13 protein-coding genes are annotated in these 13,198 nt (G+C 37.4%); 1 reads left to right on the top strand and 12 read right to left on the bottom strand.

Annotation, left to right across the window (positions count from 1 at the left end; translation table 11 throughout):
- Positions 1-7: 7 nt before the first annotated feature.
- Positions 8-1,339, bottom strand: a complete 1,332-nt coding sequence (locus tag BW727_RS02950; RefSeq protein WP_062472299.1) for a DRTGG domain-containing protein — start codon at positions 1,337-1,339, stop codon at positions 8-10.
- A gap of 20 nt (positions 1,340-1,359) precedes the next feature.
- Positions 1,360-2,040 carry a metal-dependent hydrolase gene (locus BW727_RS02945; protein ID WP_062472296.1) on the bottom strand — a complete coding sequence of 227 codons (681 nt, stop codon included), beginning with the start codon at positions 2,038-2,040 and terminating at the stop codon, positions 1,360-1,362.
- Between the two features lie 209 nt (positions 2,041-2,249).
- Here BW727_RS02945 and BW727_RS02940 point away from each other — a divergent pair, with 209 nt between their 5' ends.
- Positions 2,250-3,185 (top strand): IS30 family transposase, encoded by a 936-nt coding sequence (locus BW727_RS02940; protein WP_077795716.1) that lies wholly within the window; start codon positions 2,250-2,252, stop codon positions 3,183-3,185.
- Positions 3,186-3,229: 44 nt separating this feature from the next.
- Here the strand turns inward: BW727_RS02940 and BW727_RS02935 are convergent, their stop codons facing one another.
- The 10 genes from BW727_RS02935 to BW727_RS02890 form a co-directional block, all read right to left on the bottom strand.
- Positions 3,230-4,051, bottom strand: a complete 822-nt coding sequence (locus BW727_RS02935) for a ZIP family metal transporter (RefSeq protein WP_062467742.1) — start codon at positions 4,049-4,051, stop codon at positions 3,230-3,232.
- A gap of 22 nt (positions 4,052-4,073) precedes the next feature.
- The gene (dinB, locus tag BW727_RS02930) at positions 4,074-5,204 is read right to left on the bottom strand and encodes a DNA polymerase IV (protein ID WP_062467741.1); all 1,131 of its coding nucleotides are present in this window, start codon (positions 5,202-5,204) and stop codon (positions 4,074-4,076) included.
- A 17-nt stretch (positions 5,205-5,221) separates the two neighbouring features.
- Positions 5,222-5,875, bottom strand: a complete 654-nt coding sequence (locus BW727_RS02925) for a metal-dependent transcriptional regulator (RefSeq protein ID WP_062467740.1) — start codon at positions 5,873-5,875, stop codon at positions 5,222-5,224.
- A gap of 119 nt (positions 5,876-5,994) precedes the next feature.
- The gene (gene adhE / locus BW727_RS02920; protein WP_062467739.1) at positions 5,995-8,604 is read right to left on the bottom strand and encodes a bifunctional acetaldehyde-CoA/alcohol dehydrogenase; all 2,610 of its coding nucleotides are present in this window, start codon (positions 8,602-8,604) and stop codon (positions 5,995-5,997) included.
- A 253-nt stretch (positions 8,605-8,857) separates the two neighbouring features.
- A complete protein-coding gene (locus BW727_RS02915; RefSeq protein WP_062467738.1) occupies positions 8,858-9,139 on the bottom strand; it encodes a post-transcriptional regulator in 282 nt (93 codons plus the stop codon).
- Between the two features lie 29 nt (positions 9,140-9,168).
- Positions 9,169-9,483 carry a preprotein translocase subunit YajC gene (gene yajC / locus BW727_RS02910; protein WP_062467737.1) on the bottom strand — a complete coding sequence of 105 codons (315 nt, stop codon included), beginning with the start codon at positions 9,481-9,483 and terminating at the stop codon, positions 9,169-9,171.
- 61 nt (positions 9,484-9,544) lie between these two features.
- Positions 9,545-10,690 carry a tRNA guanosine(34) transglycosylase Tgt gene (gene tgt / locus BW727_RS02905; protein ID WP_062467736.1) on the bottom strand — a complete coding sequence of 382 codons (1,146 nt, stop codon included), beginning with the start codon at positions 10,688-10,690 and terminating at the stop codon, positions 9,545-9,547.
- 152 nt (positions 10,691-10,842) lie between these two features.
- On the bottom strand, positions 10,843-11,529 hold the full coding sequence (locus tag BW727_RS02900) for a hypothetical protein (protein WP_062467735.1): 687 nt from the start codon (positions 11,527-11,529) through the stop codon (positions 10,843-10,845).
- Positions 11,529-12,509 carry a flotillin-like protein FloA gene (gene floA, locus BW727_RS02895; RefSeq protein WP_062467734.1) on the bottom strand — a complete coding sequence of 327 codons (981 nt, stop codon included), beginning with the start codon at positions 12,507-12,509 and terminating at the stop codon, positions 11,529-11,531. Before floA ends, BW727_RS02900 begins: the two co-directional genes overlap by 1 nt.
- Positions 12,510-12,513: 4 nt before the next feature.
- Positions 12,514-13,110, bottom strand: a complete 597-nt coding sequence (locus tag BW727_RS02890; RefSeq protein ID WP_062467751.1) for an NfeD family protein — start codon at positions 13,108-13,110, stop codon at positions 12,514-12,516.
- Between the last annotated feature and the right edge of the window lie 88 nt (positions 13,111-13,198).

The following is a 13,198-nucleotide window of genomic DNA, read 5'->3' as shown; positions in this document are numbered from 1 at the left end:
CTTCCTTTCAAGTTTGCTCCATCATTTGACAGACAACTAATGCCTTTGCCACAATTGAATTTTCCAAGTAGATTTCAACATCCAGTTTCGAAGATCGTCTTCCAACTTCGAATACAGCTGTCTTTATTTCGATTACGCTCTCAATTTGAATCATTTTAAAGTAATGGACATCAATTTGCTCAATAACCGCACTTCGTTTTTGAATATGGTAGAGCGCCTTTTTGCTGACACTTGCAATGACTTCACACAACACTCCAAATGAAACAGTACCAAGATTATCAGTCATCTGGGGAGTAACCTTAAACTGATAAGTAGGTGCACTTTTGGAATCATTTTTATTGGCATTAGCACTCACTTCTAAACCTTCTAATATCTGATCCTCAATGGTATTACCAATTTGAGGTTGCCGTTGAGCTACTTGCATAGCTTTCATTACATCTTGACGCGAAATAATACCAAGCAATTGTAAATTATCTTTCACAACTGGCATCACCTCTAAACCGTCCCAAATCATCTGATGTGCAATACTGGCAACACTCATATGCTCCTTGGCAAAAATAGGATCTTTAGTCATAACCCGTTCCATATTTAATGTGTCAGATTTTCCCAATGTATCTTTTGCCGTAATAACGCCGATCAATCGCATGTTATGATTGACAACTGGAAAGCGTGAATGCTTACTTTGTGTGTTTAAATGTTGGTAGTCTAGAATGGTATGCTCTGCTGTCAAATAGCTTGTTTCTTCTAAAGGTGTATAAATATCCCCTACAACCATAATATCTTTTTTAATAAGCTGATCTGTAAGCGCACGGTTTATCATTGTTGCAACCGTAAAGGTATCGTAAGTAGTACGCAAAATAGGCATTTCTAACTGATTTGCTAAATCAATTATTTCATTTTCGGTTTCAAAGCCCCCTGTAATTAATACCGCCGCACCATTTTCAAGGGCATACCGCTGTATATTATTGCGGTTACCGACAATCATTAAAGAACCAGGGCTAATATAACGCCCCATAGCTTCTTGTTGCATAGCCCCAATAATAAATTTGCTCAAGGTTTTATCTAAACCTTGATGTCCACCTAAAATATCTCCTTCGATAATATTAGCGATCTGACCAAAGGAAAGCGTTTCGATATTATCTTTATTTTTTCTTTCAATACGAATGGTTCCCACACGTTCAATTGTAGATACTAACCCGTTATTTTCAGCTTCCTTAATTGCTCGGTAGGCTGTTCCTTCCGACATTCGCATATTTTTAGCAATTGAGCGTACGGATAATTTTTCGCCAACTGGCAAGGTTTCTATATATTGGATGATTTGTTCATGCTTCGTTACCATAATTATCCCTCACACTCATTTTATATTTTAATCGATTCACCTGGTTGTAAAATAACTCCTTGTTCACTAGCTAAGCGTTTTGTGAAATCTTCTGGGTTTTGCTTAATTAAAGGGAATGTATTGTAGTGCATTGGCACTACTTTTTTTGCCTGTAATAATTGAGCAGCTTTTGCCGCATCCTTTGGCCCCATAGTATAATTATCTCCAATTGGCAGAAAGGCTAGATCAATAGGAAACTCTTCTCCAATCAGTTTCATATCAGAAAACAATGCCGTATCACCTGCGTGATAAATTGTTTTCCCTTCTTCATGAATGATTAACCCTATTGCTAAACCTAAAGGAATAGCTCCCTCCGGCGTTTCAAGCGTCGACCCATGAATAGCAGGCGTTAACTTCAAATAGCCAAATTCGAATGTATATCCGCCACCTGGTTGCATGCCATGTGTTTTTAAGCCGCGCGCATTAAAGTAGTTAGCAATTTCAACGGTGGAAATAATTAATGCTCCAGTTCTTTTAGCGATTGCTTCCGCATCTCCTACATGGTCATTATGCCCATGCGTGATAATAATAAAATCACAAGTCACTGTATCAACATCTAAATCACTTAAAGGATTACCTTCTATGAATGGATCTATTAGGATTTTGTGCCCTTTCTTGCTAACGACTGTTACACAAGACTGTCCGTGGAATCCGACTTTCATTTTTATCTTCCTCTCTGTTATGTCCTGTTACTAAAAACTGTATCATTCTTTACTTATTCTATCAGTAAAAGGCAAATTCGCCAATTAAATAATTTTTTTTACAAGATGAATTGTAATATTAAGTGCAACACCTAGGTAAAATAAAAGAAACCCATGACGACCTCGTGTAGAATGGAGTTACCACACAACATTCGACTGGAGGACTCGCCATGAGCTACACTCATTTTACCATAGCCGAACGCTCAAAAATAGAAACGCTTCGTGATCTAGGTTTTTCGATCCGCCGGATCGCTCGAATCCTTGGTCGTGTCCCTTCTTCTGTTTCACGGGAACTGAACAGGAACCCATATTATCAGTGTGATCAGGCACAGGAACGCTATAAACAAAAGAAAGCGAACTGTGGAGCAAAATCAAAGTTGACTTCTGAAATCAAAGAAAAGGTTCAGGAAAAACTAACTCTTACCTGGTCTCCAGAACAAATTGTAGGCCGGCTATTTCAAGGGAAAATTTCTTTCAAAACAATCTATCGCTGGCTCTATTACGGTCTCTTACAAGTTCCATTGTCCGTTCTGAGACAAAAAGGCAAACGACAGAAACCAAAAGAAACCAGAGGAAGATTCAATATCGGAACCTCTATTTCAAAACGACCAAAAGACGTCAAGAAGCGAACGACCTTCGGTCACTGGGAGCTGGACACCGTCGTATCAGGACGCGGACAGGCAAAAGGTTGCGTTGCTACTTTCCTAGAGAGGAAAAGCCGCTGGTACCTCGCCATCAAAATACCCAACCGTTCCGCTTCCTCAATGGAAGGGGCTATACGAAAACTGACTACGCTTTTTCCTGAAACTGCCTTCCAAAGTTTTACGACAGACAGAGGAAAGGAATTCAGCTGTTATCCTGTCATTGAAGAAGACTTAAGCATCCCTGTTTATTTCGCAGATCCTTATTCTTCTTGGCAACGAGGAAGCAATGAAAACAGTAATGGACTCCTGAGGGAGTTCTTTCCGAAGAGAACCAACTTTGATCATGTGGAACAGGAAGAACTTCAAAAAGCTTTGTACCTGATTAATAATAGACCAAGAAAATGTCTTGGCTACCGAACACCTCACGAGGTCTTTATGGAAGAGGTGTTGCACTTAATTTGACAAACTATCACAAAAAAAAGCCAAGACCAACGTCTCAGCACTTTTTATCCTAAAGCAACATCTAAAATCATCATTACTGTGAAGCCAAACATTAAGCCTACTGTAGCAATATCACTATTACCATTAGTTTGCGACTCTGGAATCAACTCTTCAACAACTACAAAAATCATTGCTCCTGCAGCAAAAGCTAGTGCATAAGGTAAAATGGCTGTCATAGATAAAACCGCTGCCGCACCAATAACAGCCGCTACTGGTTCAACGATAGCTGATAGCTGTCCAATATTAAAAGATCGCCATCGGCTATTTCCATCCGCTCGAATTGGCATAGACAATGCTGATCCTTCCGGAATATTTTGTAGTCCAATACCAAGTGTCAAAGCGATTGCCCCCACCAGAGTACTATCTACTGCTAAACTTAAACCAGCTGCTCCAAAAGCAACCCCCACTGCCAATCCTTCAGGTATATTATGAATAGTAATTGCTAAAAAAAGTAATAAATTTCGCGAAGCCTTTGTTTCCGGTCCCTCCCTTTTTTCCACTGGATCACCCATATGGAGGTGCGGGATTATGGCATCTGTCAGGCGTAAAAAAGCTCCACCTAAAAGAAAACCTACAGCTGCCGGAACAAAAGACCAAATACCATAACCATTGGATTCCGCATATGAAATGGATGGTGCTAATAAGGACCAAAACGATGCTGCAATCATAACTCCTGCCGCAAATCCTCCCATTACATCCATAACTTTACGGTTCACTGTTTTAAATAGAAATACAAACGAAGATCCAACAATTGTACAAAACCAAGTAAATAATCCCGCTATAAGTGCTTGTAAGATGGGATTGAATCCCCCAAACGTTTCTAACATGTTCTATCACTCCCTTTTCTCATTAGAATTTAGGTGTTTCCCATAAGGGTAGCTGTACGTTTGTATAAAAATGAGGCGCTAATTGTGAGACGGTTATACCCAATAAACGAATTTCTTTTTCTATTTCACCATGCTCTTGCCATAAATCTCGCGCTTTCCAAAAGATATCTTCTGCTCCTTCTGTAAAAGTAAAAAAACTTTTTTGACGTGTTAAAGTTTCAAAATCACCGTAACGAATTTTTATGGTAACAACACGACCGTGCAATTTATGTTTTTCTAAACTCTTAGCGACACCTTCTGCTATTTGTTGCAAAGCTTTTTCAACTTGTTCTTCAGAAACCAGAAAAGGCCCAAAGGTACTTTCTTTACCAATTGATTTACGCTCGCGATCGACTGCAACAGGTCTATTATCAATCCCACGTACACGTTGATAGAGTGTATACCCCATCTTGCCCAATGAATCTGTAAGATCTTTGGCAGATAACTGGTACAAGTCGCTACCCGTTTCAATGGCCATTTTTTCTAATTTTTCTGCTGTTTTTTTCCCAACACCGTAAAACTTGTTAATGGGAAGATTCAATAAGAACTTTTGAGCATCTTGTGGCGGAATAACCGTTATACCAGAAGGTTTTTTATAATCAGAAGCAATTTTTGCTATAAATTTATTATACGACACTCCCGCTGAACAGGTTAACCTTAGCTCTTTCCATATTTGACGTTGAATACTTCTAGCTATTAGTGTTGCACTTTTTATTTCTTTTTTATTAAGCGTTACGTCTAGATAGGCCTCATCTAATGACAGTGGTTCGATAACATCCGTATATTGTTTGTAAATCTTTCTAATTTCTTGTGATACCTCTGCATAATAACTCATTCGAGGTGCAATAAACGTCGCTTTTGGACATTTCTCATAAGCGAGTTGAGAACTCATCGCAGAATGGACACCGAATTTTCGAGCTGCATAATTAGCGGTTGTCACAACCCCTCGCCCACCTGTTTTTCTTGGATCATGGGCAATAATAAGAGGCTTACCTTTTAGGGAAGGGTTGTCACGCTCTTCAACAGAAGCATAAAAAGCATCCATATCAATATGGATTATTTTTCGATTGACATTGTTGAATGGTTCCTTAAAAGTTAACATGCCATATTCCATACTTATCTCCTTTTCTATTAAGCCAGCTCTTGGACACGAATTTTTTCAGCCGTCGTAAAAGAAATCTGATACCTTTCCCCACTTTCGTCTGAAAAATAAATATATTCTGCAGACTGTTTATTTTGGACGATTTGATATACTTTTCCCATAAGGATTTTTTTATCCGTCAATTTTTTTAAAAAATCTGAATCATCTGCTACCTCTACAATCTTAAAACTGTCTCCTTCTTTGATATCACTCATAGACTTAAAAGACGTTTCAGAAATGTTCCCTTCCCCATCAGGAATGAGACCGCCATGTGGGTCTTGAGTTGGATAATCTAAAAAAGCATCTAGCCGTTCAATTAAAATATCAGGCGAAACATGTTCTAACGTTTCAGCTAAGTCGTGTACCTCATCCCAGTTAAAGCCTAAGTGTTTAGACAAAAAAACTTCCCATAGCCTATGTTTTCTTATCATTTGGTTGGCATAAGCAATTCCTTTTTCACTTAGTTTGACGCCTCGATAAGGGACATGAATAATGTAGCCTTCTTTGAGTAATTTAGCTGACATTTCAGTTACTGAAGCAGCTGAAACTGACAAAGCTTGGCCAATCAGTTTATTACTAATCAGTTTTGTGTTTCCACCCAGTTTTATGATTGTTTTTAAATAATCTTCTTTTTGTGGTGTCACCCAATCCCCTCCTTTAGGTTTACCTAAATTTAGTTAAATTATACGAGTAAATACGTATCAAAGCAACAAACAAAGAAGCTCAGAGGTTATCCTAACCCCTGAGTTTCTTGTTTATCCATTTATTTTTTATTACCAGTTCCGTAGTAAGCGGCTGTTAGAACTTCTTTTAGTTCAGAGATAAGCGGTTGTTTTGGATTTGCTGTTGTACATTGATCTTCAAATGCTAATTCAGCAATCCGATCGCCATCTCGTTCCAGCCATTCTTCAGAAACACCTTGCTCTTGTAAACTCATCTTAATTCCAACATCAATCCCTAATTGATATACCGCATTAGCTAAGGCATCTACTAACTCTTGAGTTGTCTCTCCCTTTAATCCGATATAACGGGCGATTGTTGCGTAGTCTTCATCCGCTTGGAAAGATTCATACTTTGCCCACATACTCAATTTGCTAGGTTCTGATGCATTATAGCGAATAACATGTGGTAATAAAATTGCGTTTGTACGCCCATGAACTTGATCCCATAGACCACCAATTTTATGTGCAAGTGAATGGGAAACTCCTAAGAAAGCATTGGCGAAAGCCATACCAGCAATTGTAGAGGCGTTATGGATTTTTTCGCGTGACTCTTGATCTCCGTACTCATAGGAGTGATGTAAGTGATCAAAAACTAGTTTAATTGCTTGGAGACTTAACCCTTTTGTATAATCACTTGCTAGGACTGATACATATGACTCAATTGCATGTGTAAGAACGTCCATACCTGTATCAGCGGTAACAACTTTGGGAACACTATAGACAAACTGTGGGTCTATGATAGCCACATCTGGTGTAAGAGCATAATCTGCCAGTGGGTATTTAATATTTGTTTCACTATCAGTAATAACTGTAAACGGCGTAACTTCAGAACCAGTACCTGATGTCGTTGGGATACACACTAACTGTGCTTTGGTCATTGGTTCAATTTTATAGGTACGTTTACGAATGTCTAGGTACTTTTGTTTTGCTCCAAAGAAATTACTGTCTGGGTGCTCGTAGAATAACCACATTGCCTTAGCAGCATCCATCGGTGAACCACCCCCGATTGCAATAATTGTATCCGGCTTGAAATCACGCATTTTTTCTGTTCCTCGTTGTACTGTATTTGTAGAAGGGTTCGGTTCAACATCAGAGAAAATTGTGTAAGAAACGCGAGTGTTACGTTGTTTTAATTGTTCAATTATTTTATCTACATACCCTAATTTCATCATCCCGTCATCACAAACAATAAATACGCGATCAATTCCACGCATATCACGTAAGTAACGAATTGAATTTTCTTCAAAGTAAATCCGGTCAGGCACTCTCATCCATTGCATATTATTTCTCCTTTTAGCAATTGTTTTAATGTTTAACAAATCAAAGGCTGAAACATTTCCTGATACAGAGTTATGTCCATATGAGCCACACCCTAATGTTAGCGATGGGATATTATGATTGTATAAACCACCAATTCCACCTTGTGCTGATGGAGAATTTACTAATATACGACAAGCTTTCATTTCTTTCCCAAATTTTTCAATTAATTCGTTTCTTCTGGTGTGGATGGATGCTGAATGGCCTAAACCATCTAAATCTAACATCTGTTTACTCAAATCAAATCCGTGCTCAGTGAAATCTGCCTTCAACATTGCTAAAACGGGAGATAACTTTTCTCGTGAAAGAGGGTAATCAGCACCTACGCCGTCCAATTCTGCAATTAACATCTTCGTTTTCTCTGGCACTTTAATTCCGGCTAATTTTGCAATTTCTGTAGCAGGCATTCCAACAATATTACTTTTGACACCCATGCGATCTTCACGCATCATTGCATCTTCTAGCTGAGGAAGTTCTGCTTTTGTTACAAAATAGACATTCCGTTTCAAAAATTCTTTTTTCGTTTCTTCGTAAATTTCTTTATCTACAATGACGCCTTGTTCGGAAGCACAGATCATGCCGTTATCAAACGTTTTTGATAAAACTAGATCGTTCACTGCTTTTTGAATATTTGCTGATTTTTCTAGGTATGCCGGAACGTTCCCAGGACCAACTCCTAAAGCTGGTTTTCCTGTTGAATAAGCAGCTTTTACCATTGCAGATCCGCCTGTAGCAAGAACGCAAGCAACATCAGGATCGTTTAAAAGCGCAGCGGTTTTGTCCATCGAGACATTTTCAATCCACTGGATACATCCTTCAGGAGCACCAGCATCTAAAGCTGCTTGGTATAGAATTTCCGCTGTACGAGCAGAACATTTTTCTGCACTTGGATGGAAAGAAAAAATAATAGGATTTCTTGTTTTCATACTAATTAAAGCCTTGAAAATAGTTGTCGAAGTTGGATTTGTAGTTGGGATGATTCCAGCAATAACACCTAAAGGTGCAGCTATTTTCATTATTTGATCAACATCATTATTTTCGATGATTCCAACTGTTTTATTTTTTTTGATTGCATGCCATATATTTTCGGAAGCATAGATATTTTTCAAACACTTATCTTCGTATACGCCACGTCCTGTTTCTTCTACAGCAAGTTTAGCGAGTTCCATATGCTTATCTAGAGCAGCAATAGCCATATCGTGAACAATTTTATCAACTTGTTCTTGATTGAAGGTTTCAAGTATTGCAAGAGCTTCTTTTCCTTTTTTTGCTAATATTGAGACTGATTCAGTAGCTGATAACGTTTTTACATCTGTTTTTGTATTGTTAGCCATCATGATCTCTCCTAATAATTTATTAATTACTCTACAAGAACATTGTATATCAGCACCTTCAGAGAGTACATAGTCTATTGTGATTACTTTCACATATACACAATGAAAAACACTGATTGCGTTTTCATTTTTGAATTGACAACTTATATAGCCAATTAAAGTTTGTGAATCGTTATACATGATGTGCAAATATAGTACATGTCGCTTTTATCAAATAAAAAAGAGACCCGTTACGGTCTCTTAAATCATTGTTTTATAAGAAATCATTAAAGTCAATATCTTCTAAAGAAGAGACATTATAGATTTGAGCTTCTAGTGATTCATAATCGAAATATTGATTTGCACTAAATTTCATGATATCGAATACGCGTTGATAATAATGTTCCGGTAACGTATGCTTCCATACAAAGTTTTTAAAACAAAGATAGATACTTTCTGTTTCAATATTTGGATAGCCTTCTTTAGAAAATTCAGACACCTTCAATTCAAACCATGGGAGTAATTCTTCATAATAATCCGGTTTTTCTTCAGCCATTCGCTTCTCACTCCATTACTGCAAAAACATTATTCTTCAATTTGACTGTCAACAATAGGGTCACTTACGGTTGCACCTAATCCAGATTCTTTGATACGAGCAATTGATCTCTTTTCAAAAGTTAAGAAAATCCCTTCACAGTCCAACGTTACTGTATTATCGGTTGCGTTAACTTCATCAATAATACCGTGAAGTCCTCCAATTGTGACAACTTTATCCCCTGGCTTCATTTGACTTAGCATATCTTGTGTTTCTTTAGCACGTTTTTTTTGTGGACGAATCATCAAGAAATACATGACTCCAAATAAAAGTCCATAAAAACCTAACATTACAATACCATTCATAACTATTGACCTCCATTAATATATTCAATTAATAATCTATGAGAAATCATAACATAAATTATTAAAACAGTTTAGCATTTTCTTTATTATACCCATATTCTTCCATAAATGCTTCTCGAAATTCTAACAAATTATCATCCATAATCGCTTGACGTACATTACTCATTAGATTATGCAAGAAATGAAGATTATGATAAGTCGTTAAACGCATTCCTAGTAGTTCATTTGCTTTAAATAAATGGCGAATATAAGCTCGTGTATAATTTTTACATGTGTAACAATCACATTTTTCGTCTAGCGGACGAAAATCGCGTTCATATTTAGAATTTTTAACAACCAAACGACCTTGGCTTGTCATACATGTACCATTACGCGCAATCCGAGTAGGCAAGACACAATCAAACATATCAACTCCTCGAATAACGCCATCAATTAACGAATCCGGTGCTCCTACTCCCATCAAATAGCGTGGTTTATGAGCTGGAATGACCGGCGTAATATAATCTAGAACAGCATTCATTTCTTCTTTAGTTTCACCTACAGATAGCCCCCCAATTGAATAACCTGGAAAATCCATTGCGAGTAAATCATGAGCACTCTGCAAACGTAAATCTTTATTACCGCCCCCTTGAATAATTCCAAAAAGACCCTGCGTATCTGCTTTTTTATGGGCTTTTAAACCTCTTTCTGCCCAACGACTTGTTCGTTCAACAGAAGCTTTAATATAATCATAGCTTTCATCGAATGGTGGACACTCGTCAAAACTCATAATAATATCTGCGCCTAATTTATTTTCGATATCAATCGCTTTTTCAGGTGATAGAAACATTTTCGATCCATTTAAATGATTTCTAAAATGTACACCTTCTTCTGTAATTTTACGGTTTTTTGCTAATGAAAAAACTTGAAATCCCCCTGAATCGGTTAGAATACCTTGATCCCAGTTCATAAACTTATGAAGTCCACCTGCTTCTTCTATCAGCTCTGCTCCTGGACGTAACCACAGATGGTAAGTATTACTCAAAATAATTTGTGAGCCCATCTCTTTTAATTCTTCAGGAGTCATTGTCTTAACAGTTGCGAGCGTACCAACAGGCATAAACATGGGTGTTTGAAACGTTCCATGTGGTGTCGTAATTTCACCTAATCTTGCTCCGGTATGCTTTTCTTCTTTAATCAATCTGTATGTAATTGCTGGTTCAGTCACTCTATTTATTCCTTTCTGTAAAACATATTGTATTTTAGTATAACATATTCCCCTTATAGAATATATTGAAGTTTTATTACAGAGATAATCAGAATAGAAAGGCTAACCCATAGAGGATTAGCCTTTCTCAAATCTATGCCATTAATTAAAAATTAATGTTTTGGGCGTTCTAGAATAGTACTTCCTATAATAGCCTGCCGCAACCATTTTTTTTCCTTAGATTCTGTAATTTTTTCGATTTGAATTATTTCCTTTGTCGGGGGTTGTAATCCCGAGGAAATATCTCCTAATAATTGGTCAAAATAAACACCATAATTATCATATTCATCAGTAAAATCGTTGATGTATTTTTCCATCTCTACCGGTTTGTACGAAGTATCTTGTTTTAAATTTCCAGATAACCTTTGTGTCGTATTTTTTCTTTGGTCTATTCTTGGTTGTTTATTTAGATTTCGTACTCCTTCTGATACTTTCAAATCTTGCAAATACGGCCATATATCTTTACGTCTTATAAACTTTATAACCGCAAGTTTGGACTGTGATGATGTATAGACACTTTTTAATTCTTTATGGTAACGTTCCGGCAATCTTTCACGCAAGATTTGATACTGCTCAGCTGGTTCCTTCTTTAACAGTAATTGTAAATTATTAGCAACTGACCGACTACTTTCTACTGTTTTTGTTTGGTTTACTTGAGTGTTTTGCCCCTGAGCACTTGTATTTCGATAGGCACTGCTACGAGCATTTTGCATTAAATCTCTTAAAAACTTTCCTACAACAAAAGCCACAAAAAGGACAATTATAAAGTTAAAAACGAATGCGATAGCTATTCCTGCCATTAGGAATCACGTCTATCTTTATCGCCAGCTAGCGAACTTCTCATTTCTGTGTCAGCATTGACATTTTTCATTTTATAATAATCCATCACACCTAAGTTTCCATTGCGTAGAGCTTCAGCCATAGCCAATGGTACTTGTGCTTCTGCTTCAACAACTTTAGCACGCTGTCTTTGAACTTCAGCAATCATTTCTTGTTCTTCTGCAACAGCTAATGAACGTTTTTCTTCGGCTTTTGCTTGGGCCACACGCTTGTCAGCCTCGGCTTGTTCGGCTTGTAGTTTCGCCCCAACGTTTCGTCCAACATCCACGTCTGCAATATCAATGGATAGAATTTCAAAAGCTGTTCCTGAATCTAATCCTTTTCGTAAAATTGTTTGTGAAATAGAGTCAGGATTTTCCAATACTTGGGAATGGGTTATGGCTGAGCCTACTGTTGTAACAATCCCTTCACCAACACGGGCAATAATTGTTTCTTCTCCTGCCCCACCAACAAGTCGTTCGATGTTGGCACGTACTGTTACTTTAGCTTTTGCTTGAACCTCAATCCCATTCATAGCCACACCTGCAATAATAGGTGTTTCAATGACTTTGGGATTAACGCTTACTTGTACTGCTTCAAATACATTACGTCCTGCTAAATCAATAGCTGCAGCTTGCTTGAAGCCAAGATCAATGTTGGCACGTTGGGCTGCAATTAAAGCATCAATGACTAAATTAATGTCTCCACCTGCTAAATAATGGGCTTCTAGTTCATTAATATCAATATCTAAACCTGCTTTAGTCGATTTAATCATTGGTTGTACAATCATACTTGGTGTTACACGTCTCAAACGCATACCGATTAGATCAGATATTTTAACTTTAACCCCTGAGAAATAGGCAGTAATCCATAAACCTACTGGCACAAAACGGAAAAACAGTGACAGTACTAGGATAAGAATAACAGTAATGACAATTAATCCAATAAATCCTTCTGGCATTTTTCTACAACTCCCTGACTATTATTTTTGTTCCTTCAACGTGGATAACTTCAACTTCAGACCCTTCACGAATGATTGGTCCGTTACTGACAACATCTAAAACATTTCCATCTATCTCAACTTTTCCTGAAGGCCTTAGAGTAGTTACCGCAACCCCTCTTCTTCTTAAATACGCAGAGTAGTCTTTACCAGCTGAATACCCTTGTTCTTTCTGCATGGATGTCCCTAATACAAGCGTCTTAGCAGGTAAAAAACTATATCCTTTTTTCAATAATATAAAAGCAGTTACTGTTGCAAGGATAAAAGCAAGTGCTAAATCAAGTACGCTTCCCCATACATCCACTTGGCTAGTAAAATACCCAAACCCTAAAGATAACCCTCCAATTATACCAATTAACCCGAAATTAGGGATAAATAACTCAAGTATAATAAGTAATATTCCAAATAGAAACAAGAAAAAACTTAACCATGTTCCACTTCCCACAATCATGAAATAACTGAGGAAACTAGCGATTGACAAAAAGCCAAAGACTAAAAAACGATTGGTAAAAAGCAATAGAACGAGACTAATAAATCCGACAATCAAGAAAAGAACTTCCATCACATTTACCACCTCCTAACTGAGGACTGCTTATGAAATTTTGTGATACCCTTATTTTATCGCATTTTATTCAATAAAGATAGCGATA

The organism is Jeotgalibaca dankookensis (genome assembly GCF_002005405.1).
Lineage (GTDB): Bacteria > Bacillota > Bacilli > Lactobacillales > Aerococcaceae > Jeotgalibaca > Jeotgalibaca dankookensis.
Note: the sequence above shows the minus strand (reverse complement) of the source record. Positions and strands in the feature narration are given on the sequence as shown.